General features: G+C 40.8%; 22 protein-coding genes. 5 read left to right on the forward strand and 17 right to left on the reverse strand.

Annotated features, from left to right (window positions below; translation table 11 throughout):
• The first annotated feature begins 130 nt into the window (after positions 1-130).
• A complete protein-coding gene (locus tag GQ61_RS04145) occupies positions 131-616 on the forward strand; it encodes a YbhB/YbcL family Raf kinase inhibitor-like protein (protein WP_198157410.1) in 486 nt (161 codons plus the stop codon).
• A 4-nt stretch (positions 617-620) separates the two neighbouring features.
• Here the strand turns inward: GQ61_RS04145 and rpoH are convergent, their stop codons facing one another.
• From rpoH to hflK, 5 genes are all read right to left on the reverse strand, one after another.
• Positions 621-1577 (reverse strand): RNA polymerase sigma factor RpoH, encoded by a 957-nt coding sequence (gene rpoH / locus GQ61_RS04150; RefSeq protein ID WP_232317338.1) that lies wholly within the window; start codon positions 1575-1577, stop codon positions 621-623.
• Positions 1578-1593: 16 nt separating this feature from the next.
• Positions 1594-2559, reverse strand: coding sequence for an RluA family pseudouridine synthase (locus GQ61_RS04155; protein WP_085784107.1), 966 nt, complete (start codon positions 2557-2559; stop codon positions 1594-1596).
• Positions 2560-2622: 63 nt separating this feature from the next.
• Positions 2623-4248 carry a Do family serine endopeptidase gene (locus GQ61_RS04160; RefSeq protein WP_085784108.1) on the reverse strand — a complete coding sequence of 542 codons (1626 nt, stop codon included), beginning with the start codon at positions 4246-4248 and terminating at the stop codon, positions 2623-2625.
• A gap of 42 nt (positions 4249-4290) precedes the next feature.
• A complete protein-coding gene (hflC, locus tag GQ61_RS04165; protein ID WP_085784109.1) occupies positions 4291-5154 on the reverse strand; it encodes a protease modulator HflC in 864 nt (287 codons plus the stop codon).
• Positions 5154-6221 carry an FtsH protease activity modulator HflK gene (gene hflK / locus GQ61_RS04170; protein ID WP_085784110.1) on the reverse strand — a complete coding sequence of 356 codons (1068 nt, stop codon included), beginning with the start codon at positions 6219-6221 and terminating at the stop codon, positions 5154-5156. The genes hflC and hflK overlap by 1 nt, the downstream gene beginning before the upstream one ends.
• Before the next feature lie 88 nt (positions 6222-6309).
• Here hflK and GQ61_RS04175 point away from each other — a divergent pair, with 88 nt between their 5' ends.
• A complete protein-coding gene (locus tag GQ61_RS04175; RefSeq protein WP_085784111.1) occupies positions 6310-7407 on the forward strand; it encodes an Mrp/NBP35 family ATP-binding protein in 1098 nt (365 codons plus the stop codon).
• Positions 7379-8341, forward strand: coding sequence for a threonine ammonia-lyase (locus tag GQ61_RS04180; protein WP_085784112.1), 963 nt, complete (start codon positions 7379-7381; stop codon positions 8339-8341). The genes GQ61_RS04175 and GQ61_RS04180 overlap by 29 nt, the downstream gene beginning before the upstream one ends.
• Here the strand turns inward: GQ61_RS04180 and GQ61_RS04185 are convergent.
• A complete protein-coding gene (locus tag GQ61_RS04185) occupies positions 8318-9145 on the reverse strand; it encodes a phosphatase PAP2 family protein (RefSeq protein WP_085784113.1) in 828 nt (275 codons plus the stop codon). The genes GQ61_RS04180 and GQ61_RS04185 overlap by 24 nt on opposite strands.
• Before the next feature lie 77 nt (positions 9146-9222).
• Here GQ61_RS04185 and GQ61_RS04190 point away from each other — a divergent pair, with 77 nt between their 5' ends.
• Entirely contained in the window at positions 9223-10149 is a 927-nt protein-coding gene (locus GQ61_RS04190) for a mechanosensitive ion channel family protein (RefSeq protein ID WP_085784114.1), read from the forward strand.
• On the forward strand, positions 10142-11020 hold the full coding sequence (locus tag GQ61_RS04195) for a CPBP family intramembrane glutamic endopeptidase (protein WP_085784115.1): 879 nt from the start codon (positions 10142-10144) through the stop codon (positions 11018-11020). The genes GQ61_RS04190 and GQ61_RS04195 overlap by 8 nt, the downstream gene beginning before the upstream one ends.
• A 7-nt stretch (positions 11021-11027) precedes the next feature.
• Here GQ61_RS04195 and GQ61_RS04200 read toward each other — a convergent pair whose 3' ends face one another.
• From GQ61_RS04200 to ybgC, 11 genes are all read right to left on the reverse strand, one after another.
• Positions 11028-12071 carry an SAM-dependent methyltransferase gene (locus GQ61_RS04200; protein ID WP_085784116.1) on the reverse strand — a complete coding sequence of 348 codons (1044 nt, stop codon included), beginning with the start codon at positions 12069-12071 and terminating at the stop codon, positions 11028-11030.
• Positions 12072-12080: 9 nt separating this feature from the next.
• Positions 12081-13463, reverse strand: a complete 1383-nt coding sequence (gene glmM, locus GQ61_RS04205; RefSeq protein ID WP_085784117.1) for a phosphoglucosamine mutase — start codon at positions 13461-13463, stop codon at positions 12081-12083.
• 123 nt (positions 13464-13586) lie between these two features.
• On the reverse strand, positions 13587-15512 hold the full coding sequence (gene ftsH / locus GQ61_RS04210) for an ATP-dependent zinc metalloprotease FtsH (protein ID WP_085784118.1): 1926 nt from the start codon (positions 15510-15512) through the stop codon (positions 13587-13589).
• A gap of 51 nt (positions 15513-15563) precedes the next feature.
• Positions 15564-16877, reverse strand: coding sequence for a tRNA lysidine(34) synthetase TilS (tilS, locus tag GQ61_RS04215; RefSeq protein ID WP_085784119.1), 1314 nt, complete (start codon positions 16875-16877; stop codon positions 15564-15566).
• Positions 16865-17956: a tetratricopeptide repeat protein gene (locus GQ61_RS04220; protein WP_198157412.1), complete on the reverse strand. Its 1092-nt coding sequence runs from the start codon at positions 17954-17956 to the stop codon at positions 16865-16867. The genes tilS and GQ61_RS04220 overlap by 13 nt, the downstream gene beginning before the upstream one ends.
• 224 nt (positions 17957-18180) lie before the next feature.
• Positions 18181-18684 carry a peptidoglycan-associated lipoprotein Pal gene (pal, locus tag GQ61_RS04225; protein WP_085784121.1) on the reverse strand — a complete coding sequence of 168 codons (504 nt, stop codon included), beginning with the start codon at positions 18682-18684 and terminating at the stop codon, positions 18181-18183.
• A 114-nt stretch (positions 18685-18798) separates the two neighbouring features.
• Positions 18799-20103, reverse strand: a complete 1305-nt coding sequence (gene tolB, locus GQ61_RS04230; RefSeq protein WP_198157413.1) for a Tol-Pal system beta propeller repeat protein TolB — start codon at positions 20101-20103, stop codon at positions 18799-18801.
• A 21-nt stretch (positions 20104-20124) separates the two neighbouring features.
• A complete protein-coding gene (gene tolA, locus GQ61_RS09165; protein WP_198157414.1) occupies positions 20125-20979 on the reverse strand; it encodes a cell envelope integrity protein TolA in 855 nt (284 codons plus the stop codon).
• A 3-nt stretch (positions 20980-20982) separates the two neighbouring features.
• On the reverse strand, positions 20983-21465 hold the full coding sequence (gene tolR, locus GQ61_RS04245) for a protein TolR (RefSeq protein ID WP_085784124.1): 483 nt from the start codon (positions 21463-21465) through the stop codon (positions 20983-20985).
• Positions 21466-22200, reverse strand: a complete 735-nt coding sequence (gene tolQ / locus GQ61_RS04250) for a protein TolQ (RefSeq protein ID WP_085784125.1) — start codon at positions 22198-22200, stop codon at positions 21466-21468.
• A gap of 5 nt (positions 22201-22205) precedes the next feature.
• Positions 22206-22655 (reverse strand): tol-pal system-associated acyl-CoA thioesterase, encoded by a 450-nt coding sequence (gene ybgC / locus GQ61_RS04255; protein WP_198157415.1) that lies wholly within the window; start codon positions 22653-22655, stop codon positions 22206-22208.

Here is a 22655-nt window from a genome sequence, read left to right on the forward strand (position 1 = left end):
GCTCATCTATGAGGTAAAAAATTTTGTCAATTAACAAGTATGGGTGTATGGTTGATAAATATTGATTTTTTAGGGTATGCATTCTTCAATAAAAAAATGCTATTCTAAAGACAGCAATCAAGGATTAAAGATGGCTAATTTTTTACATACAGGGGTAATGATTATGCAGCTTATGAGTCCAGCTTTTCAACATATGGGAAAAATTCCAAGTACCTATACATGTGATGGAAAAGACTATTCTCCTCCTTTAAAATGGACGGGAGCCCCAAAAGGAACCCAAAGTTTTGTTCTGATTGTTGATGATCCCGATGCTCCCGTAGGTTTTTGGGATCATTGGTTGCTGTTCAATATCCCTGCGTCAACTTCTGAGTTATTAGAAAACACCAAAAATCTTCCAGAAGGAACAAAAGCTGGCGCTAATAGTTGGAAGCGAAATGATTATGGCGGACCCTGTCCTCCCGATATGGAACATCAATACCGTTTTAGATTGTATGCCATTGATATTATTCTCGATCTTAATATCGGTGCTACTAAAAATGAAATCCGCACAGCCATGAAGGGACATATTTTGGCTGAGGCCACTCTCTTGGGCAATTATGAGCGATTAGAAAAGTAAAGCTTTAAAGCCTAATTTGCTTTGAGATTTGATCGCGAATATGCTTTTGCAGCTTTTCAAAAGCACGCATTTCAATCTGACGTACTCTTTCTCGAGAGATGTTATAATCTTGAGAAATTTCGTCCAAAGTTCTAGGAGGCTCATGAAGACGACGTGCTGATAGAATCACATGCTCGCGTTCATCAAGACAATCCAAGGCTTTCTCAAAAAGCTGCCTGCGCTTATCAAGTTCATCTTTTTCCGCTAATTTCTGATCGTGACTCATCTCTTCGTCAGTCAGCCAATCCTGCCATTCGGACTCATTGTCTTCGCCTACAAAAACGTTGAGTGAATAATCAGCTCCACTAAGCCTTTTATCCATTTCCATAACTTCTTCTTTAGTGACAGAAAGTTCTTGAGCTATTTTTTCAGCAGTTTCTGGGGTGAGACCGACCCCCTCACCGAGTCCGAGTTTTTTTTTTGTACTTTTTAGTCCGAAAAATAGTTTTTTTTGAGCAGCAGTAGTGCCTATCTTTACCAAGGACCAAGTGCGCATAATATAGTCCTTGATACTAGCCTTAATCCACCACATAGCATAGGTAGAAAACCGAAATCCTTTACCAGGATCAAAACGACGCAAAGCCTGTAAAATACCAATGTTACCTTCGGCAATTAGGTCATTGATAGGCAAACCATACCCTTTATAACCGGCAGCAATTTTTGTAACCAATCTAAGATGGCTTTGAACGATTTTTTTAGCTGCCTGATTATCGGCTTTTTCAACCCAAGCTTTCGCAAGCTCATATTCATCTTGAGATTCAAGCATAGGGAATTTATTAATCTCACGGATATAATGACTGAGACTGTCCGTGTTCTCAAGAGTAGGGATTAAGCGTACGATGTCTTGAGTTTCTGGAATCTCTTCAACCTTTTCGCTCTTATCGTCCTCAATTATTTCTGGCTCGTTATCTTCAGAATCCACCCTTAGCCCCGCTCTTTTATTCTTGTTGGTTCTTTAAGAAATCTATCATGTTTTGTATATCTTCTGGTAGAGGGCATGTAAATTTTTCTAATTTTCCTGAAGCAGGGTGCCTAAATTTAAGACCAAAAGCATGCAACATGGGTCGTGTATTACCGTCAGTCATTCGAATCACGGCCTCCTTAATGGAAGGAGCCACCCAACGAGGCATCTTACCATAGAGTGGATCCCCCAAGATAGGATATCCTAGATGTGTCAAATGAACACGAATTTGATGAGTACGCCCCGTTTCTAAGCGACATTCAACCCAACTAGCTAGTTTTTGAAAAGTCTCTAAAACTTTATAGTTTGTAATAGCTTCCTTACCTCCAACACGTACGACTGCCATTTTTTGTCGATTACGTGGAGAGCGTCCAATATGCCTAGAAATACGTCCTTCAAAAGGCTGCGGCACGCCCCAAACAAGTGCATAATAACGCCTGCTTAACGTTCGATCAGAAAATTGCTCAGTAAGAGCACGATGGGTAAAATCGTTTTTTGCAATCACCATCAAGCCACTGGTTCCTTTATCAAGACGATGCACGATCCCTGGACGTCTCACACCTGAAATACCAGAAAGAGAAGATCCACAATGGGCTAAAAGTGCATTAACAAGTGTTTGATCAGGATTCCCCGGAGCTGGGTGCACTACCATACCTGGAGGTTTATTGATCACTATCAAATCTTCGTCCTCAAAAACAATCTCAAGAGGAATTTTCTGGGCCTGGGGGATAGCTTCTTCAAGAGGAGGTATCTCGACCAGCACTACTTCCCCTAGTTTTAATTTGTAAGAAGGATCTTTTGCCTGCTCATTAACGAATACATGCTTAGATGTGATCAGCCCCTGAAGTCGAGAACGACTTTCCAATGGAATTTTTAGGGTCAGAAATTTATCAAGTCTTAGACCCTTTGTTTCCTCATCAACTTCAAAATGATAATTGCTCATAGTTTATTCCAACAAAAAAGGGGAAGCTTTTAACGGCTTCCCCTTTTTAAAATCTCTTAACGATTAGCCAACGCGTTCACGCGTATCTTGACGCTTTCTCTTCAAAAGACGTCGAGAGGGCTTGCCGTCAGTCTCATCCTCATCTTCATTCGCCTCAATCGCTTTAAGAGCAACGAATCTTGTTGTCTTACCACGGGCGATTTGCAGAAGAATTTTGTTTTCCGGTTTTTCATCACCCTCAGTCACTGGTCCAGGACTAGCTTTTAAAACCTTATTCACAAACTCCTCTACCTGATTAGACGTTGTGGGAGTGATAACATCATTTTTAAAACGTATTTCAGTAATAACATCTCCCTCTTGCAAGCCTTTTTCGGCAGCTTCAGAATCACGATCCACGCGTGCTATGAGAACGCCACCCTTTATGTCATCAGAAAGTTGGTAATCTCTTGATATTTCAGGCGTAAGATTCACAATCTCCATACCGAGAATCCGCTTATGCTTACGTATTTCGGGCAGCTCTTCACCAGCAGCTTTTTCGCTCGCAGCACTTTCTGATTCAGCTTGTTCGTATTCTCCCACGACCACATCAAGACTTATTTCCTTACCATTGCGCCAAATCAACATAGGTACTTTCTTTGCAATAGGGCTTTCGCCAACAATACGTGGAAGCTGTCTTGATTCCTGCACCTCAACGTTATTAAATTTTAAGATTATGTCGCCAGATTTTACGCCTACTTTCGCAGCAGGTCCTTTTGGTGTTACTTCCGCAACCATGGCACCCCGAGCTTTACCAAGACCAATTGATTGGGCAATTTCTTCAGTCACAACTTGGACTTTAACACCCAAGAGACCACGTTTTGTTCGACCGTATTTGCGTAATTGATCAACTACTGTACGTGCAATATCCGCAGGAATTCCAAATCCAATACCAATGTTTCCACCATTAGGCGAAAAGATTGCCGTTGAAATACCAATGACTTTGCCATGAGCATCAAATTGTGGCCCCCCTGAGTTACCCATATTAATGGAAGCATCAGTTTGGATATATCCTTCAACGTAATCGGCGGAAAGCCCCCGTGCACGGGATGCAATATCACGTGCAATCGTTGAAACAATTCCAACAGTAACAGTACTTGAAAGACCAAAAGGATTACCAATAGCTAATAGCCATTGTCCAACTTTCACATCCTTAGATTCTCCCCATTCTACAACAGACAACTTCTTCGAAGTTTTTACCTTGAGAAGAGCAACATCTGTACGCTTATCTCGTCCAACAACGGTCGCAGTCAATTCCATCTTATCATGAAATGTCACCCGAATTTTATCCGCATCATCAATAACGTGATTACACGTCACGATAAAGGCTTCATTGCCTTCTTGAGCAATAACAAATCCAGAGCCTAAAGACGTAGCCTTGCGAGGCATATCTAAATCTTGACCTTCAAAAAACTGACGGAATAATTCTTCTAATTGCGAACCTTGAGGGAAACGTGGAATTCCAAAACTCTGACGATCACGCTTTAATTCCGTCGTTGTTGAGATATTGACCACGGAAGGAATAAGAGGCTCGACTACTGATGAAAAATCACGAGGCGCATCTGCTGCCGCTTCAAGAGCCTGAACCATCATAAACGATCCAAGAATTGCGCTTAGTAATATTATTCTAATCTTTGTTACCCTACTCATCATAGATTGATTCCTCCAATTGCATCGCTGGAAAAGTTATTACCATCATTTTGATTTAGTTCCAAAAAAATCAAAAAATTCACTTGTGGGCGATAAAATAAAAGTCGTGCCCTCCGGGGTTAAAGCTTCTGAATAAGCATTCATAGACCGATAGAAAGAGAAAAACTCTTTATCCTTATTGAATGCTTGCGCATAGATCTTTGAAGACTCAGCATCACCCTGCCCTCTTAAAACTTGTGCTTTACGTTCAGCTTCTGCAAGAATAATTGTTCTCTCTCGCTCAGCTTGGGAACGAATAGCAATCGCATTTTCTTTACCCTCAGCTCTAAATTGTTTAGCTTCTTGAACGCGTTCACTTTCCATACGCTTAAAGATAGCCTCACTGTTCTCTTTGGGCAGATCAGCTCTAATAATACGCACATCTTTCACATTAATTCCAAAGCTTTTTGCTGATTCAAAAACTTCTTCTCTAATTTTGCGCATAATTTTTGCACGCTCCGGCGATAGCATTTGTGACAAAGGCACTTGACCAATCACCCTACGCATGCTTGCCGAAACTATTGTTGATAAACGGTTTTCAGCACCAGCAACATCATTCACTGTCTTATAAAAGAGCAATACATCTTCAATGGAATAACGCGCATAAAGATCTACAACAATACGTTTTTGATCCTCAGCAGTTACTTCAATAACTGGCAAGTTGTAATCAAGCAAGCGACGGTCAAAATAAAGCACGCTCTGTACAAATGGTATTTTAAATTTCAAGCCTGGCGTATCATAGGTTTCCACCACTTCACCAAACTGAAACACTAAAGCCTTTTTTGTTTGGCTCACGGTAAAGACTGATCCAGAAAGAAGAATCATTAACACAACAAGAGCGAGAGCGATGTTTGTAATTGAAGTCTTCATTATTTTGACTCCTCAGCTTGTTCTGGCTGGCGAGGTTTTAAACTATCCAGCGGCAGATAAGGGAGAATTCCTTGAGTTTTGCCATCAACAATTATCTTGTTCGCATCTTTCAAGATCTTTTTCATAGAATCAATATACATGCGCTTACGCGTCACTTCTGGTGCTAATTGATATTGCTGATAGATGGAAGTGAAACGATCCGCCTCACCTTGAGCAGCAGCAACAACGGCTTGTTTATAAGCTTCGGCTCTTTGAGTCGTCTGTGTTGCTGTACCACGTGCCTCTGGCACAATCGTATTACTATAAGCACGTGCTTCGTTAATACTGCTTTCACGATCGGCGCGCGCTCTTTGCACATCACGGAAAGCATCTATCACTTGCACGGGCGGGTCTACCTTTTGTAGACGTACTTCTTGTATTTGAATTCCAATACGATAATCATCTACCATTTGTTGTAATAACTTCTGCGCATCATCGGCAATTTCACCACGACCTTTTGTTAACGCATAAACTATGGGAGTCCTACCTACAATTTCTCGAACAGCACTTTCTGCAGCAAACTTAACTGTTTTATTAGGATCTGGGTCATTGAAGAGGTAATCTTCAACTTTTTTGATACTCCACAGAACAGTGAAGTTAACAGAAACGATATTTTCATCTCCAGTTAACATAAGACTCTCAGCGTCTTCTCCAGAAAGTGCCACACCAGATTTCACTTTAACGCCACTATCCACACGATTGATTTGAGATACTTTGATAACGATGACATCGCCAAAAGGAGACGGCCACCAAAAATGGAGCCCAGCAGGTGTCGTTCCTGAAAAACGACCAAATAAAATCTCTGTCCCTAGCTCACCTTCTTGGACCTTGTAAACACCTGTTGATAGCCAAAACATAGCTACAAGAAGAAGAGCCAGTAATCCAAAAAACTTTCCATCTTTACCGAACTTTTTGAATCGGTCACCATTGAAAAGCTTCATAAGGTCATCCAGATTTGGTGGTTGTTTTCCTCCACCTCCCCCACGATTACCCCAAGGCCCTCCTGAATTTTTATTATCCCACGGCATATAAGGCTCCGAAGCGTTTTTAATTTACAAAAAATCCTTCAAGAGTTATAGGACACATTGTGGGTTAGTGCAATGGGGGTTCTTGAAAATGTTTGTAAAAAAAGAAGATTTAAACCCCTCAAGCATTCTCTCCATCTTAAAAACCATAGCAGACCCCATCAGCAATAATAATATTGTTGATGATAAAATTGTGACGGGTACTGTCGTACGCGAAAAAACTATTGTGGTCGCTTTAACTGTTCATCCTGACCAAATCAAAGCTTATGAAATTACCAAACACCAAATTGAAGACCTATTAGGGCAAAAGTACAAAGATCAACGCATCCTTGTAGTCATGACTGCCCATCGACAAGAACCAACTCCAAACAAAATAAAGAAAAATGTCCGTTTTGAGCTTCCCAATATCAAACATATTATTGCCATAGCAGCGGGTAAGGGAGGCGTAGGAAAATCAACAACTGCTGTAAATCTTGCTTTCTCTCTTCAAAAATTAGGCTTAAAGGTCGGAATTTTGGACGCCGATATTTATGGACCTTCAATTCCTCATTTATTGGGATTAAGCGGTCAACCAAAAGTAAAAGATAAGCAAATTATACCCCTTAATGCCCAGGGTATACAAGTAATCTCTATTGGTTTTTTATCCCCCAGCGATAAACCTATTATCTGGAGAGGCCTTATGGTTCAATCAGCATTGAAGACCTTTTTCACTCAAGTCGCATGGGGAAATCTAGACTGTCTCATTATTGATTTACCCCCCGGCACAGGAGATGCTCAACTTACCCTTGTACAGAAAGTAAAATTATCTGGAGCCGTCATTGTCTCAACGCCTCAAGATCTTGCTTGGCTTGATGCGCGCAAAGCCTTGAATATGTTTATTAAAGTCGAGACTCCTGTTTTAGGCATTATCGAAAATATGAGCTATTTTAAATGTCCTCATTGTGGCCACGACACGAAGATTTTTAATCAAGGTGGAGGATTAAAAGAAGCTCAAGAGCAAAATATTGAATTCTTAGGGGATATTCCCTTAACGACCCTTTTAAGAGAAACATCGGATCAGGGAAACCCTTACGTTCAAGCTTATCCTCAAGAAGCAATTTCGCAAACATTTCTCAGGATCGCTGAAAAGATTTGGGAAAAGGTAGAAGGAAACATTGTCAATGCCTCAACTCACACTACACCTTATTGAAGAAGCCCGAGATTTTCTTAAGGATAAAATCCGTCAGACGCCCATTGAATCTTCTCCTATTTTAGACTCTATTTTTGGTGTTCCGATTTATTTAAAATTGGAATGCTTGCAAATCACAGGGTCATTTAAAATTAGAGGAGCTTATTTTTACCTGAGCCGCCTTAGTAAGGAACAAAGGAAAAATGGTATAGGAACCTGTTCAGCAGGAAACCATGGCAAAGGAATTGCTTTTGCTGCTCAGAAACTTGGTATTAAAGCTCACATCTATGTCACAAAGAATGCCGACCCAGCGAAGTTAGAAGGAATAAAAACCTATGGTGCTGAGATCCACATGTCAGAGTTTATTGGTTACGACGACACAGAAAGGTGGGCAAAAGCAGAGTGTGCCAAACAAAAACTACCTTTCATTTCACCATTCGACGATGAAATCATCATGGCAGGTAATGGGGGAACATTAGGATTAGAAATCCTAGAGGATATTCCAGACGTTGCAACGATTGTTGTGCCTGTTGGTGGCGGTGGCCTTGCTGGAGGATTGAGTTATTTCATTAAAAACAAAAACCCTCAATGCAAAATTATTGGCTGTCAACATGAAGGATCTTCTGGGCTTAAACTATCTTTTGAACAAGGAAAAGCGATGACGACGATGCCAAGCCTTGAAACAATTGCAGCACCTCTTGAAGGAGGTATTGGAGAAAAGTGTTTTCAAATTCTTCGATCAAGAATTGATGACGTTATGCTTGCGACTGAAGAAAGCTTCAAAATGGCTTTTCGCTGGATGATATCTCATCACCAATACTTAGTTGAACCTGCAGGATTAGTTGGAATCGCTTGCCTTTTACAGCATAAACCACAACTGACAGGACCAACAGTTATTGTTCTTTCTGGACGCAATACGGGCCTTACTATGCTAGAAGCGCTTCTTAAAGACTAATTCAATTTTATTCGTAAAAAATTCAGCGCCTTTAAGGATAAAAACGCTTAAAAGAGCATATCTGAAAAAAGTATAAAGCATCCCTTCCGGCAAAAGATTTTTAAAGCTTACTTTGATGAACAAAAGTCCAATGCTCCCCAGAATAAAAACCAAAGGTCGCCAAAATATTTTTTCTTCGAGTTTTTCTGATTTTTCAAAAAACTTAAGGATAAGAAGACCTAAGAGTATCCCTTGAGCCACATAAACTTCAGCTCTTTCTGGAACCAAAAATCCAAAGAAAAAAAAAGTAATTCCAAGAATGATCTCTTGCCGATGTGTGATCCATCGCGTCGCAACAAAACCAAAAAGACACCCCAAAATAGCACCGCCAAGAACATCGTGAAGATAATGAACCCCCAAATAGATTCTTGAAAAAGCTATTAAACATATACCAACGATAAACAGGACATTAAAAATTTTTGACTTTAGATGATAGGCAATGATGAACCAAAAGACAGAAAAGACCAACACGTCTGCACTGGGAAACCCAAAACTTTGGTCAATTTCAATTAAGTAAAGCCCTGGAGGCCGTGGTAGGTGAAAAAGAGCTTTCAAGCCCCAGCTTATAATTGTTGAGCAAACTACCCAAAAAGCAAGTTTTTCAGCTAACTTCCGTTTTCCTACCCATGCTAAAAGAGCCACGATGCTCACATAAAAGCCTTCACTAGCCAAAAAGACAAATATCTTGAAAAAGCTTGTAAGAACGGGATATCTAATATCTTGGATCCAATGAAAATTGTCAAATATGAACTTAGCTTCGTTCATAATTAAAAGGCCTCTTGCATGATTTTGAAAAGCTCTCTACAAATTACTACCATAATTTTATTTCATGAGCGAGACACATGTCAGAGGATGTAGCGGTTCATTTTTCCAGCAAAGTTATCAATACAAGTATTATTTTTATAATACTTGGCGTGCTCTATCTAATTTTCTTAAACTTTATCAAAAACAAAGAACCAGAAACTAAATTAAAATACCGCAAACGTTTTCTCTACGCTTCAGGTTTTATCATTCTGTACTTTGTAGCACGTATTTGGATGGAAGGTTTTATCCATCTATTTGCTTTTTTAGGCCTAATTTCAGCAGCGTTAACGATTACACAAAAAGAAACCCTCATGAATCTTTCGGGATGGTTGATTATCATGTGGCGAAATCTTTTCTCTGAAGGCGACCGAATCGAAATAGCAAATTACACAGGGTACGTTACTTCTATTGGTGTTTTTTATTTTACCATCTCTGAATATTATTTAACTCACCGCAAACATCCAACAGGTAAAATCTATAAAATTCCCAATGGATTGATTATCCATCATCCCCTCATCAATTATTCTAAGAATTTTAATCTTTTGGAATATAAGCTAACTTTTCTGCTCACTCCAAAGTCCAATCTTGATCAATTTCGAACGTTAGTTGTAAAGTTGCTGGATGAAAAAATCCTTCCTAAATATCGCAAGGTCGGTGAAAAGGAAAAGATTAAGAATTTCTCTATTGATAGCAAGGTTTACTATCACCCTAAATTTGAAGATCCTTCGGGAATAGAGGCCAGTGTTTGCTATTATTGTCATCCAAAGGATCACCAAGAAATTGAACGTCAGTCTTTTGAAGAACTACTAAAAATTCTCGAACGAGAAAAAGAAATCTCTCTCGCTTACGCCAGTCCAAAGCAAGTAGAATTAGTGAACGATAAAACGATCATACGTGACGCAAAAATTGTATCCATACCAGGAGAAACAAAACAGTCTCAAAAAGGAGGAGGCCCCAGTGCTTGAGTTTTTAATGCAATATCAGGAATCTTATATTTTATTGGGTCTTTTAGGAGCGGTACTTTTGGCATGGCGCTCGACGAGCATCAGTTTTATTGTCAGCCTTTTAACCCTAGGGTTAGCTTTATCTTTAGGTCGCGTCAATGTTATTGCGATCCTTTTACTCCTGGGATTTGGCGGTATTGCGTTTCTTTTTTATCAACGAAGCATCCCGTCATTTTTAAAAGCTATACTTGCTATTTTGCTCATTATTTTGACTGGTTTGTTTTATCTCCATAAAGCACCTGGGTTTAACAACTGGGTGATGATTTCTGATTTAAAATTGAGTGCCGATTCTCTTCCTTACAAGCTTTATCTCAATCTGGATAAAATCTTTGCTGGATTATTTTTACTTCTAGCCGCAGGACGGTTTGCACAAAAATCAAAAGAGTGGTTAAAATCATTTATCGTAACGTTGGAAGTGACCTTGCCTTTAGCAGTCATTTTAATGGGATTAGCTTTGGCATTTCAGTATGTGCGTTTTGATTTTAAAATTCCTACTCTTTTAATTCTGTGGGCTCCCGTAAATCTACTTTTTGTATGTATGGCAGAAGAAGCTTTTTTCCGGGGATTTCTGCAAGAGCAGCTTCGCAAAATTTTGGGTGACTCGATTTTCAACATGTGTCTAGCTATAGGAATTCCTGCATTTCTATTTGGATTGTGTCATTTTCCAGGCGGGCCTCTTTACATGATTTTTGCAACTATAGCGGGCGCAGGATATGGCTATGCTTATGAACGTTCTGGGGGACGCATTGAAGCCGCAATGCTTACTCATTTTATGATCAACTTGATTCATTTTATAGGCTTCAGCTACCCCGCTTTAGAGATGGCAAGATAGAGTTGATTTAGTTTTTATAAGCAACGACTGTTGGCATCATGTAAGCATCATCAGGATATATCTCAATCTTATCAAATCCTGCTTCTTTTAACTGGGCAATAGTCAATTCTTCTGATCGAAATGCACTCATACGTGTGCCAAGAAATTGAAATAAAAGGCGTTGCTTCATTAAATCTTCAGGCTTCAATCCAGACATCCTCCAAGGTGACTTAGGCGCATCTGGTTTTGGTATAGGAGGTGTTGTTAAGAAGCTAGTCACAAAAACTCCCCCAGACTTTAAGGCGCCGAAAACAGATCGGTAGAGTTGCACTACTTGATTATCATTATGCATATAGAAATTGAGACCATTACTGGTCAACGCATCAAAATCAGCACTTACAGGAAGAGTTAAAGCATCCTGTTTTTTAAATGAAACCTTTGCGCTCACTGACAAAGAGCTTGCATATTGTTCACCTTCTTTCAGAGTTTCTGAATCTATGTCCATTCCTACCAACTCGACATCTTGGAAATGCGACAGACTAGGCAGCGTCAAAAGGTCAGCCATCCAACCACAAGGCACAGACCCAAATTTTGCACCATCCTTTAAATGTTTATTCAGAATCCCTTGAAAAATATTGAACCTTTGTTGAGTGGCAAGCATCACGGGCATTTTATTGAGAACCCAGTCTTCAGCAGTTGTTAAAGGTTCATCTAAGCTATTCCTCCCACTCCAGCGACCCATACGGGGATGTTCATAAACCATGTAGTGGGTCCATCGCCCTGTAATTCCGCCTTGTGCTAATAACGATTCACCAAAAGGAAATTTTGCGAGATCGTCAACCAAACTATAAAGAGCTGTTTGATCTTCTTCACTCACAGGAGTAGGACTATTCATAATTTTCTGAAGAACTCTAGCTTTCACAGTTACTAAATTAAAGGGCTCTGCTGATGGGGCGCCTTTCAAAGTATGCGTGAAACACTGACTGTCATCTACTGTCTCTTCAGGCATCTTTGATGCATCAACTTGTGACCCCATAACCAGCGCTCCCATTATTAAAACTATATTTCTCATAGCTTCTTCCTAGGATGCAACCGCCTTAAGGGGTTGATCCATCAAATTTTCATCCAATAAAGATTCAACAATGCGATCAAGGATTTTATTGATTTGACCTTCGTCTTCTCCCTGAGCCATCAGGCGTAGAAGCGGTTCAGTTCCTGATTTACGTACCAAAAGATGGCCTTTTGTCCCCAGTTCTTTTTCACCTGCTTGAATCGCAAATTTTACTTTTTCATTTTCAAGGGGGTTTCCTTGATGCACTTTAAGATTCCGCAAAATCTGGGGGTAGGGTTCAAAAATATGCGCCGCTTCACTCGTAGGCTTTCCTTGACTAACAATCACTGACAGCACTTGCAAAGCTGCAACAAGACCATCCCCAGTTCTAGCGTAATCGCTTAGGATAATGTGCCCAGATTGCTCACCACCTACGTTACAGTCATGGGTACGCATATATTCACAAACATGACGATCACCTACAGGTGTGCGTACAAGTCTAAGTTTTTCTCTTTCTAAATAGCGCTCAAACCCAAGATTAGACATCACTGTAGCGACAACAGTGTTGCCACGCAATTGATCTTGTTCTTTCATGGAACTTGCCACAAGCGCCATCAACTGATCACCATCGATTAGGCGGCCTTTTTCATCGGCCATTACCACTCTGTCCGCATCTCCATCCAGAGAAATACCAAGATTGGCCTTATGCTCAAGGACTGCCTTTTGCATAGCAGCAGGGGATGTGGCGCCTACTTCTTTATTAATATTAATACCATTGGGCTCATCTCCAATCGTAATAATTTCTGCCCCCAATTCCCAAAAAACTGTCGGAGCAACTTTATAAGCAGCACCATGGGCACAATCGATAACAATCTTCATGCCCTCCAAATTTTTGTTCTTAGGAAATGTATTCTTGACGAATTCTATATAACGGCCTGGAGCATCTTCAAGACGCTGAGCACGTCCTAGATCTTTAGGCGCCGCCAAGTTACGCAACTCCCCCTCAAAAACTCTCTTTTCAATCTCATGTTCTACTTGTTCTGAAAGTTTATAACCATCAGGACCAAAGAGTTTTATACCATTATCATGATACGGATTATGAGACGCGGAAATCATTACGCCTAGATCTGCTCTTAAAGAACGCACCAACATGGAAATCGCCGGTGTTGGCAAAGGCCCCAAAAGCATCACGTCCATGCCAACGGAAATAAAACCCGAGGTTAGAGCTGGCTCAATCATGTAACCAGAAAGTCGCGTATCCTTGCCAATAATAACACGGCTACGATGATGAACATTGCCGTTTTTAAAGTACTGCCCCGCTGCCACAGCCAAATGCATCATAACATCGGGAGTCATGGGTGGAACGTTGGCTGTTCCTCTTACACCGTCAGTGCCAAAAAGCTTTTTCATCAAAAAACATCCTAATATTTCTGACACTCTGTCTCGATCAGATTAAGAAATCAAGATAAATCAGCCAAACTCAATAATCAAGCAGGTCTTGACCTCTTTCACTCCTCATTTGAGTCAAGAAATGTCTTAAGACCCAGGCTGTCCTTGAGGATCCAATTTTGATGGACGGATACGCGTTGAACTCTTGCGTGGAGGCGTAGAGTTTTTGGGCTTATCCATTGGTTTTGTTTTGGGAGTTTGCTTACGATCCAGTTTATCCCCACTCAAAATCTTTTTAATTTCATCGCCTGAAAGGGTTTCATATTCCAACAAAGCTTTTGCTAATAAATGCAGTTTATCTTTGTTATCCTGAAGAACCTTTGTTGCTGCCTTATACGCTGTGTCAACAATACGCTTGGTTTCCTCATCAATAATCTGTGCCGTTGCTTCAGAAAACTGTTTTGTATGCCCCCCACCCATTGCAAACATGTCTTGATTCTGTGAGCCATACTTAAGAGGCCCTAACTTTTCGCTCATACCCCATTCAGTCACCATACGTCGTGCAATCTCTGTTGCATGATTAATATCAGAAGACGCACCTGTTGTTACTTTATCAGGCCCAAAAATCATTTCCTCAGCAATACGTCCTCCCATGGCGACTTCAAGATCAGCCATTAGCTTACTTTTAGCCATGGACACTCGATCTGTTTCAGGTAAACGTACCACCATACCCAAAGCGCGTCCTCTAGGAATAATCGTGGCTTTATGAATTGGATCAGAATTTGGATTATAAAACCCAACAATCGCATGACCACCTTCATGGTATGCCGTTAGCTTTTTTTCTTCATCAGTCATCACCATCGAACGTCGTTCGGGGCCCATCATGACTTTATCTTTAGCTTCTTCGAAATCAACCATAGAAACAACACGCTTATTTTGACGTGCCGCAATCAGAGCAGCCTCATTCACGAGATTAGCTAAATCAGCACCTGAAAACCCAGGTGTACCTTGAGCAATCACTACGACTTTTACATCTGGCCCTAACGGTACTTTGCCCATATGTACTTTCAAAATCCCTTCACGGCCTTTTATATCTGGTAAAGGAACAACCACTTGACGATCAAAACGACCGGGACGTAAAAGAGCTGGATCCAAAACATCAGGACGGTTCGTAGCAGCAATTAAAATAACGCCTTCATTGGACTCAAAGCCATCCATTTCCACGAGCAGCTGGTTGAGAGTTTGTTCACGTTCATCATTGCCTCCTCCTAACCCTACACCACGATGACGGCCGACAGCGTCTATTTCATCAATAAAAATGATACAGGGTGCATTTTTTTTCCCTTGCTCAAAAAGATCACGCACGCGACTTGCCCCCACCCCCACGAACATCTCAACGAAATCGGATCCTGAGATAGAAAAGAAAGGCACATTGGCTTCACCAGCAATAGCACGCGCTAAAAGAGTTTTACCTGTACCAGGAGGCCCCACAAGCAGCACGCCTTTTGGAATCTTACCACCAAGCTTCTGGAATTTATGAGGATCTTTTAGAAAATCAACGACTTCTCGAACCTCATCTTTAGCTTCATCACAGCCAGAAACATCATTGAATGTAACTTTTCCCGCTTTTTCAGAAAGCAATCTCGCTTTAGATTTTCCAAAACCCAAAGCCTTGTTGCTGCCTGCTTGCATTTGACGCATAAACAGTACCCATATACCAATAAAGAGCAACATAGGAAACCATGATAATAAAACACCCAAAAAGGAACTTCCTTCTGACTCAGCAGGTCCTGCAGACACACGAACTCCTTTGTCCGTCAACTTTTGAACCAAAGTAGGATCACTGGGTGCATAGGATGAGAACGTACGGCCATCCTCAAGACGGCCAGCAATGGCGTTGCCTTTAATGATGACTTCTCTTACTGAACCTTTATCAACATCATCTAGAAAATCAGAATACGCGAGATTCACGTTAGACGATTGACTACGTCCACCCTGAAACATATTGAATAGACCTATTAAAAAAAGCCCAGCGATAATCCACAAAATTATGTTGCGACCGTAATTATTCACTTTTAATCCTCATTTTGCCTTTCATTTAGAGTGTCCCTAATCTTTTACCAATTATGCCCCATTAGTGTTAAGTAAAAATGAAAATGAATTGGTTAGAGGATACTTGGGCCTAAACCACCCCCTTAAGGGGGTGTCATTAAGATTCTCATAGCATCCGAATCTGTATAGGTATTTTAGTTTATCCCTTTCAAAGAGGACTGGCAAGCCAAAAGCAACCTTTCTAGGCAGATATTTAAAGGCCGTTGAGCTTAAAACCTCTTTCTTCAACGGATTTTGAATTTGCTCTAAACAGGTAGTTTTACTAATCTTGTTTTCAAGATCATAAGATAAAAGAAACCTATTATCAAAAACCGCAGAGTGTTTTTGTTGATCTTCCCTAGAGATAGCTGCCGTTTCTCTCATGACAAAAAGCATACTCTTTTTCAAAACAATCAAACATCCACCAAGAGTGGCTGACTTAAACCCTAACGCATGGATTTGAATAAAAAGACGATCAAGAGCTTTACGTTTTGGCGCATAGTCCTCTGTACCTATTGTTTTGATAAGATTTTTCAAAATATCCTGCGCAAAAGCTTTTGGTAATTTGGCCCATGGTTCAAAAGATAATTGACCATAACCTTCAGGATACAAAGCTCCATAAGAAGCATAAAAACAGGCTGCTAATCGTTGCCATAAGTTCCGCAATTGTCCTAATTTTTCAAGCAATTCTACACAACTATGAGCCTTTTTAGAAAAGTCTATCCCTTGACGAAGCTGACTGCGCGCAAATTTTGGATTTATGTTACTTGGGTCTTCAATCCAAGTCTGTGCTCTCTCGCGCAAATAAACGCGCAATTCTTCTTTTGAGAGAGCTAATAAAGGCCTTAAGACACGTAAATCCCTTTTAATAACTATTGAGCTCATCCCCGCCAAGCCATCTAAATCACTTGCTTTTTCCTGTCTTAATAAAAAAGTTTCGAATTGATCTTCGCAATGATGCGCCAAAAAGAGGTGTAAAACTTGGTTCTGTACGCACCAATCCTGCATTAGATTAACACGTGCTACACGAGCGCTCATTTGTATGTGAGCTGTAGGCTTAGGTCCTCGCCAAGGCAAAATATGTGCTTCGATATGATGATCGTTGAGCCATGATTTCACCGCTTCAGCTTCCGCTGAAGATTCTGGTCGCAAACCATGATCAACAATGAGTCCGCAAAGTCTTCCCTGATATCGTTCTAACCAACGCTGAAGTAACAGCGTTAATGCAAGACTGTCACTACCACCAGATACGCCAACCGCTACCACAGGTGCTTCTTCAAAGGGTAAGAAGCGTTCCATTAAAGAACTAAATTTTATCTCCAGAAAACCGTGGGCTACTTTGGACACTTCAATCCTTGGCGAGCACGTTCTGCCAATTTTTTCACATTAGCTGGAGTTTGCTTAAATTCATCCTGAAGCTGCTCAAGGGCTATACAAGCTTCCTCTTTCTTTCCCATTCCTTTTAAGGAAAGCGCCAGTTTTGCAAGCGCTTCAGGTCCTTTTGCAAAAGCTTCTTTTTGTATTTCTTTGTTTTGCGATTTTTTCGTTTTCATGACTTCTCGATGCTTTTGATAAGCTTCTGCAAAATTAATCGAGGCATTCTTAAAATCTTTGCGTGCAAAATATGTCTCTGCCAACCAATAACGCGCATTAATAGCTAAAGAGCTCTTTGGATGGTTTCTCAAAAAAGCTTTAAAGGCTGTTTCTGCCTTTTTATAATCACCATCGCTTAGAAATTCCATGGCTCGTTCATAATCATCTTGATCTATTCCCGTTGGGAGAAAACTATCAGCTTTTCCCTTAAAAGCATCAGATGAAGAATTATCTTTTTCTTCTTCCTCATCCTCATCTTCATCATCGTCCTTTTCATCTTGCTCTTTCGTTGGAAGAGTCTTTTTAGAAGCAGCAGTCGGCTTCTTTTTTTGGTGAGGGTGTTTTAAAATATGTTCTTCTTTTATTGCAACTCCTTCATCATCCTCATGACTATCAATCTCTTGAGGTTGAGTTTTCTCAGATGCTTCAACTTTCTTTTCTGGTTGGGGTTGTTCTTCAACTTTTTTCTTCAAAAGCGGTTGAGGTTGCAAAGGTTTATCAGCATCAGGATTGTCAAGAATGTCATCATCATCCATAATCACATCATCATCATATCGAGGAGCAAGTTGTTTAGGTCTCTCAATAGTCATTAATTTTTGATTCTGATGCGGCTCTTGACCTATCCCAGATTCTGTCGGTGTTTTAATAATTTTTTGTGGTACTTCAGGAGCATCAATTCCACTCTTTAACTCCTTATTTTCCTGGCGAAGCAATTGTATTTCTTGCTCCAATTTTTGTAGGCGTGTTTCTATGTCCGCCTTTTGAGCTTTAGCATCATAAGCTCCGATCAATAACACCGCTAAAATTAGAATAACATTGGATTTTTTCATCATACAAAAACTCATGCACTTAAAAATAAATATTAAAATTATGTTTATTTTAGACTTTGAAGGTAAAGAGAAAGACCTCTTCCGTCAATATTCAAGTGAGCTAACAGGCTATTCATTGAGAGGAGAATTTAAAAGCATCGGTTAATGCTAAATTTTGATCAAAACAATAAAAAAGCTAGCCAAGAAAACTTGGCTAGCTTTTAAAAGAATTCCTAAATCGTAGTGATTTAGCGAATTACAGTCACAGCACGACGGTTTTTAGCCCATGCTTCAGCTGTATGTGCTGAATCTTCTGGGCGTGTCTTACCGTAGCTGATGATTTCGATGGTCTTTGCAGGCACGCCATGGGAAAGCAGAACTTTCTTTGCTGCGGCTGCGCGGCGTTGACCGAGCCCCATGTTGTACTCTTCAGTACCACGTTGGTCAGCATGACCTTCAACGATGACGTCAACAGATGGCCACTTCTTCAGCCATGCTGCTTGATTTGACAATGTTGTCTTAGCAGCGCTGTCGATGTGTGACTTGTTTGTATCAAAGAACACGCGATCGCCGACATTCTTTTGAAAGTCTTCGCGTGATCCTGGCACTGGACCTTCAGCGCTTGCTGATGGTGCAGGCCAATCACCGAATGTGTTGCCTTTCATGTCAGTGTCTTGCTTGTATGGTTCTGTGCTCTCGCAACCTGCAACGAGCATACCAATGGCTAATGCCCCTAATAATTTTTGACGCATGATAACTCCCTTTTCTCCTAAAATAATTTAAAGGTATCTTGTAATGTCAGGAAACCCAACAATCGAATTTCCAATAACTACATAACAATCGCTAAACAGTATAAAACGAAAGCCCTACGGGATCAAGGGGGACCATGCTGCAGTTATGGCCTCGTGTGGCGTTGGTACAACACGTTCGTTATATCCTGTAATATCGATTGTGTGAAGCTTGGCTTGTCCACTACGGTCTTCACGGGTGAACATGATAACACGCCCATTTGGCGACCATGTCGGAGAATCAACCATGTAACCCTGAGTAATCATGCGCTCATCACTACCATCGGTTTTCATAACACCAATATAAAAAATACCATGATGTTGCTTCACAAAGACGATTAAATCGCCTCGAGGAGACCAAACAGGAGAAAAATATTTTCCTTCCCCTTGACTAATTTGACGAGGAGATAAATCTGATGTCCCCATCACATAAATTTGTGGCTTCCCCCCCCTATCAGAAACAAAAACAATTTGTGACCCATCTGGCGAGAAGCATGGAGATACATCAATAACGCCATCTTCTTGAGTTAATCTATTAACCTGACGTGAAGCCAAATCCATAAGATAAAGAGAACTTGTCCCTTCTAATGCATAGCTCATAATAAGTTTAGTGCCATCGGGAGAAAAGCGTGGGGCATAGGTCATCCCTGGAAAATGCCCCAAAATCTCATTTTGCTGAGTTGACATCTTCATCAGATAAATATTGGGCTTGCGATTTAAAAAGTTCAGATAAGCTACTAAATCCAAATTAGGTGACAAACGCGGTGTCAGCACAAGAGCTCTACCATCGCTCAAAATTCTATGATTAGCCCCGTCTTGATCCATAATGGCTAAACGTTCAACGCGACGTTTACCCGTTTTAACACGCGATACATAAATAATTTTAGTATCAAAATAACCACTTTCTCCTGAAAGGCGTTGATAGACTTGATCTGCCACCTTATGGGCAATACGACGCCAAGTTTCAGATGTGGCTGTAAATGCATAACCGATGAGTTGACGCTCAGAATAAACATCAAAAAGACGAAACTCCACGCGCATACGACCATCTGACGTTTGATGTACTTGCCCCTTAAGAAGAGCTTGGGCATTAATAGCACGCCAATCAGCAAAACGAATTTGCTCTTGAGAGGGTTGGCTTTGAATGAAAGCAGATGAATCAATAGGCTTAAAAAGTCCGGAGCTTTCCAAATCATTGCTGATCACACTAGCAATATTTTGACCCATCTGATTTGTTTCAGCTGTGTTCCCTGAAAAAGGAAGAACGGCTATGGGCATAGGCTGCATTGTTCCTTCGGTCACATCAACACGCATCTCTGCTTGGAGAGGAATCGCTCCGAACATAAGCGTCAATGCCAATAAAATTCTATATAGTCCTTGCATCTTCATCTCCATATTACTCACTTAAAACATCATTTTTGGATCAAAACCAATAGTCATCTCTTTCCAAGACTCATACTTGTCCAGCGGCAATTTTAAAGGGCTACATTGGGGGCTTAAAATAGCCCTTAAAGCACTTTCCGCTGCTGTTCGAAAGAAAGGATCGCTCGCCATGCGCCCTGTGTCAACAATTTTAGCATCCCTCACAGTAGCATCAGGATTCATATGCACTTTTATATCCACCACGAGATTTTCAGCATCTCGAGCACCAGCCGGAATATTCCAACATTGTCCCAATTGTCGACGTAAGGCATCTAGCTGGCTCATAGTAAGTTTATCTCCTTTTTCTCCAGCTTCGTTAGACACTGCAGATTCTTCTTCCTCGTTCTCTTCAGCTTTTTTGTCGTCAGCTGTTGATTCTTTGAGCTCTTCTAAATTCTTCAAAATAGAATTAAAGCGATCAGCTGTCTTCTTCTTAGGCTCTTTTTTCTTTACTTCCTTTTTTTTCTCAATCTTTGGCTTAGGCTTCTCTTTTGGTTTTGGTTTTGGCTTTGGTTTTTCTTCTTTCTTTTCAATAGCCAAAGCTTCAGGCTCTTCTTCAGGTTCAGGTTCTGGTTCTGGCTCGGGCTTTGGTTCGGGCTTTGGCTCAGGCTTTGGTTCTGGTTTTGGTTCCGGTTTTGGCTCAGGCTTTGGATTTGGCGCGGGTTTTAAAACAGGATTTGGCGCTTGTGTTTTATCAGCAATCTCAACCACATCCACTGCTAAAGGCAAAATCATTTCGGGACGCTTTGACGAAATCAAAGGCAAGCCAATAAATATAAGAAAAAAAATCACCAGATGAAGCAGGCCTGATAGTATTGCAGCCTTACGCATTTTCATATGTTAACCTGGATGTCCTGTGTTTTTCTTTCCATGGGAAGGTTTCCCCTGATGCATCTCAGTAATAAGTGCGACTTTTTTAAGACCTGCTGCATTAATAGCACCAACGACTTCCATGATTCGTCCATAAGGGATTTTCTGATCTCCACGCACAAAGATACGTGCATCTGGTTTTGTTTCTGTGATTGCTTTCAACCGCGAAATCATTGCTTCAACGTCCATTTGCGTTTCTTGTAAATACACACGACCTTCATTGTCGATGGAGACGGTTAAGGGCTCTATATTATCGCCAATCGCAGTTGCTTTAGTTTTAGGCAGATCAACAGGCACCCCAACGGTCAAAAGAGGCGCCGTCACCATAAAAATTACTAAGAGCACAAGCATGACGTCCACCAAAGGAGTCATATTAATATCGCTCATCGTACCTTGACTTGCACGACGCCTTAAAGTTCTCATCGATGGTTTTGAACCAAAACCGCCAGCCATTTACTCGACTCCCTCAAGTTGACGAGAAATAATCGCCATAAATTCATTCACAAAAGAATCCAAACGACCTGCGTAACGATTGAGCTCAGTTGAAATTTTATTATACGCTAACACAGCTGGAATAGCAGCAACCAAGCCAATGGCTGTTGCAAAAAGAGCTTCGGCAATCCCCGGTGCCACAACTGCAAGGTTTGTGCTTTGGGACGCAGCAATACTTTGAAAACTGTGCATAATTCCCCATACAGTTCCAAATAATCCAATGAAGGGAGCGGTTGAGCCTACAGAGGCTAAAAAAGTCATTTGCTTTTCCAAATGATCCATTTCACGGTTTACAGTCACGTGCATCACTTTTTCAATGCGTTGTTGAAGTGTCGCTCTGAGATCATGGGATAAACCTCCACGAGACTTGGTACTGGAACGACGCCATTCACGCATCGCCGCAGCAAACACAGCTGACATAGGATCTTTTGGTCGAGCTCCCACGCGCTCAAACAGAGTATCTAAGGCCCCTCCCGACCAAAAGGCTTCTTCAAAATTATCTGCCTTAACGTTGAGAACACTAATCTTAGAAATCTTTGCAAAGATAATTGTCCAGCTCCAAAAAGATGCCAAAAGAAGTACAATCATTACGATCTGCACAACCCAGTCAGCATTAAGAAACAAATCCCACATAGAAAAGCCTGTATTATGTACAGACTGCCCAACTGCTACAGAATCAACCGTCGTATTTTCCATCTTTCTTACTCGCTATGTTTCGTCAACTTCTCTTTAATAACTTGCTTTACCTCATGGGGCAAAGGCACTGGTTTTAGTTTTTTAACATCAATAGTTGCCACAATTATTTTGATTTCCGCTAAAAGTTTGTCTTCACGCCATACATTCTGATCAAAATAAATACGTGTCGGCTTGACTTGAGAGATATCCGTTTGAATTGTTAATAAATCCCCTAAAAAGGCCGGCGCACGATAATCTACAATACACTGCCTTATAGCAAAAAATATGCCTTTTGGGTGTAAAATATTTGCAATATCATACCCATGCTCACGAAACATTTCTGTGCGTGCTCTTTCAGCAAATTTCAAATAATTACTGTGATAGACAACTCCGCCAAGGTCGGTATCTTCAATATATACACGCACCTTATGGTAAAAGGGTGGTTCAGGCTTTAAAATCTTATGAATCGTAGCCAT

It is taken from the genome of Candidatus Nucleicultrix amoebiphila FS5, assembly GCF_002117145.1.
Lineage (GTDB): Bacteria > Pseudomonadota > Alphaproteobacteria > Caedimonadales > Nucleicultricaceae > Nucleicultrix > Nucleicultrix amoebiphila.

Excerpts from the sequence above, each read along its gene's own strand:
- GQ61_RS04145 (WP_198157410.1), top strand. The coding sequence starts at position 131 with ATGGCTAATTTTTTACATACAGGGGTAATGATTATGCAGCTTATGAGT.
- GQ61_RS04155 (WP_085784107.1), bottom strand. The coding sequence starts at position 2,559 with ATGAGCAATTATCATTTTGAAGTTGATGAGGAAACAAAGGGTCTAAGA.
- GQ61_RS04160 (WP_085784108.1), bottom strand. The coding sequence starts at position 4,248 with ATGATGAGTAGGGTAACAAAGATTAGAATAATATTACTAAGCGCAATT.
- hflC (WP_085784109.1), bottom strand. The coding sequence starts at position 5,154 with ATGAAGACTTCAATTACAAACATCGCTCTCGCTCTTGTTGTGTTAATG.
- hflK (WP_085784110.1), bottom strand. The coding sequence starts at position 6,221 with ATGCCGTGGGATAATAAAAATTCAGGAGGGCCTTGGGGTAATCGTGGG.
- GQ61_RS04175 (WP_085784111.1), top strand. The coding sequence starts at position 6,310 with ATGTTTGTAAAAAAAGAAGATTTAAACCCCTCAAGCATTCTCTCCATC.
- GQ61_RS04180 (WP_085784112.1), top strand. The coding sequence starts at position 7,379 with ATGCCTCAACTCACACTACACCTTATTGAAGAAGCCCGAGATTTTCTT.
- GQ61_RS04185 (WP_085784113.1), bottom strand. The coding sequence starts at position 9,145 with ATGAACGAAGCTAAGTTCATATTTGACAATTTTCATTGGATCCAAGAT.
- GQ61_RS04190 (WP_085784114.1), top strand. The coding sequence starts at position 9,223 with ATGTCAGAGGATGTAGCGGTTCATTTTTCCAGCAAAGTTATCAATACA.
- GQ61_RS04200 (WP_085784116.1), bottom strand. The coding sequence starts at position 12,071 with ATGAGAAATATAGTTTTAATAATGGGAGCGCTGGTTATGGGGTCACAA.
- GQ61_RS04220 (WP_198157412.1), bottom strand. The coding sequence starts at position 17,956 with ATGATGAAAAAATCCAATGTTATTCTAATTTTAGCGGTGTTATTGATC.
- pal (WP_085784121.1), bottom strand. The coding sequence starts at position 18,684 with ATGCGTCAAAAATTATTAGGGGCATTAGCCATTGGTATGCTCGTTGCA.
- tolB (WP_198157413.1), bottom strand. The coding sequence starts at position 20,103 with ATGCAAGGACTATATAGAATTTTATTGGCATTGACGCTTATGTTCGGA.
- tolA (WP_198157414.1), bottom strand. The coding sequence starts at position 20,979 with ATGAAAATGCGTAAGGCTGCAATACTATCAGGCCTGCTTCATCTGGTG.
- tolR (WP_085784124.1), bottom strand. The coding sequence starts at position 21,465 with ATGGCTGGCGGTTTTGGTTCAAAACCATCGATGAGAACTTTAAGGCGT.
- tolQ (WP_085784125.1), bottom strand. The coding sequence starts at position 22,200 with ATGGAAAATACGACGGTTGATTCTGTAGCAGTTGGGCAGTCTGTACAT.
- ybgC (WP_198157415.1), bottom strand. The coding sequence starts at position 22,655 with ATGGCTACGATTCATAAGATTTTAAAGCCTGAACCACCCTTTTACCAT.